We start from the raw sequence: 2,173 nt of genomic DNA on the forward strand, positions 1-2,173 counted from the left end.
GACCTACACCGTCGGCGGCAGTTCGGTCGCGGCCTTGCGTAACGTATCGCTGAACCTGCCACGCGGCAAAACACTGGCGATTGTCGGCGAGTCCGGCTCGGGGAAAAGCACGCTGGTCAAGGCTGCAATCCGCCTGGTGGACAGCGACAGCGGGCATGTATGGGTCGGTGATACGGACTTCCTGGCCTTGCGCGGCTCAGCATTGGCGGCCAATCGGCGGCGCATCCAAATGATCTTCCAGGACCCGTATGGGTCGCTCAACCCGCGCCATCGAGTCGGCGACATCATTGCCCGTGCTGCGCAACTGCGTGGTTTATCGGCCAAGGACGCCTGGGCCGAGGCCGGTGATTTGCTTGAACAAGTGGGCCTCAAGCGCGATGCGCTCAAGCGCAAACCCCGGCAGTTTTCCGGTGGCCAGCGCCAGCGCATCGGCATCGCCCGCGCCCTGGCCATGCGCCCGGAAGTGTTGATCGCCGATGAAAGCGTCTCGGCGCTGGATGTGTCGGTGCAAAAGCAGGTGCTGGAGCTGCTGGCCGATCTGCAAAAGCAACTCAACCTGAGCATCCTGTTTATCACCCACGACCTGCGCGTGGCGGCGCAAATCAGCGACCACATCGCCGTAATGCGCCAGGGCGAAGTGGTCGAATACGGCAGCGCCGAACAGGTGCTGTTGCGGCCCCAGAACAGCTACACCCAGGCGCTGCTTGCCGCCGCACCGGGCGCCACGCAATTACCGGCTGCCGGGCCGCCATTGAGGTTGATCCGCCCCGCGGCTCACTGAGTTTTCCCTTTCCCTGCGTCGCAGCGTCCGCTGCGGCAACGGGCTGCTGTTGCCAAAAATAACTAATAACGAGAGTAAAACCATGCGACCAACCCTACGTTTTATTGCCCTGGTCCCCGTGCTCGGCACCCTCGCGGCGCCTGCCATGGCCATCCAGGTCACCGACAACCTCGACCTCGGGGGCGCCGTACGCGCGCGCTGGGACTATGACCCGGATCGTGGCATCCAGAAGTTCGGCCTCGACACCGCGTTCCTCAGCGCTAAGTACAACTCCGACACCTGGATCGGTGAAGCGCAGTACCGCTTCTACGGGCGTTCGTACCCGTACCAGTACACCAAGAACTACGGTGATATCCAGTTCGCCAAATTCGCGTGGGTGGGCTACAAGTTCAATCCCGACCAGCAAGTGCAAGTGGGTCTGAACACCGTGCCGTTCGGCTTGCAGCCCTATTTCGGCAGCACCTTCTACGAAACCCTGGGCAATGTGATTGGTCTGGAAGACGTGCAACAGGTCGGCGCCAAATACATCCAGCAAAGCTGGTGACTGGAATATTCAGGCCGGTTACTACCTACGGCCGGCGTGGCAAGGTAAAGGCACCAGCAAAGGCGTGACCTATTCCAGCGTGGTCTCCGAAGCCGACAGCTACGTGGCTGACGGCAGCAACAACCAGGAACGCAACACCGTGGTGGTACGCGTGGCCAAGGCTATGGACCTGGGTAACTGGAAATCCGAAGTCGGCCTCTCCGGCTTGACCTCGACCCTGGAGAACAAAGACACCGGCAACGACGGCCGCCGCAACGCCGTGGCCATTCACTACCTGGGCAAGAACGGCCCGTGGGGTGTGCAACTGCAGGCGGCACGCCAGCAAATGTCGCCGCGCAACGAAGGCACCGACGGCGTGGTGACGCTGGGCGGGTATGACGGCACCTTCAACGTCGCCAGTCGCGGCAACTTGTATGTGGCGGATTTGAGTTACGACGTGGGCGGCAAGTACCTGTTCGATCAGATCAGCGGTGTGAAGCTGTATGCCAACTACAGCGCCTTTGACAAGTCTGACAATGACTTCAAAACCTCACAGCGGCTGATCCTGGGTACATCGTTTTCGGTCAGTAAATTATGGGTAGCGACGGAGTGGCTGATCGGCAAGAACGACCCGTACATTGGCGGCAGCAGCTACACCCAGAGTTTGGGCGCAGGCGGCAGTAATCAGTTGGAAAATCAGCTGTACATGAACATCGGTTACTACTTCTAATAGGCCACTGACGCTATCGCAGGCAAGCCAGCTCCCACATTGAAATGCGTTGCCAGCTTGGGAGTGGGCTTGCCTGCGATGAGCATAGGTATCTACACAACCGGTTAACACGAAGTCTGTGGCCAGTGAGCTGTTGTGG

Annotated in this window: 1 protein-coding gene and 1 pseudogene; both read left to right on the forward strand. The window is 60.1% G+C overall.

What is annotated here, in order from left to right:
* Window positions 1–781, forward strand: a 781-nt coding sequence (locus tag FEM54_RS31025) for an ABC transporter ATP-binding protein (RefSeq protein WP_138454119.1), incomplete at its 5' end; no start/stop codon positions are given.
* A gap of 82 nt (window positions 782–863) precedes the next feature.
* Window positions 864–2,034, forward strand: a pseudogene (locus tag FEM54_RS31030) (hypothetical protein).
* Window positions 2,035–2,173: the final 139 nt, after the last annotated feature.

Origin of the sequence: Pseudomonas edaphica (assembly GCF_005863185.1) — a bacterium.
In the GTDB taxonomy this organism is placed as follows: Bacteria; Pseudomonadota; Gammaproteobacteria; order Pseudomonadales; family Pseudomonadaceae; genus Aquipseudomonas; species Aquipseudomonas edaphica.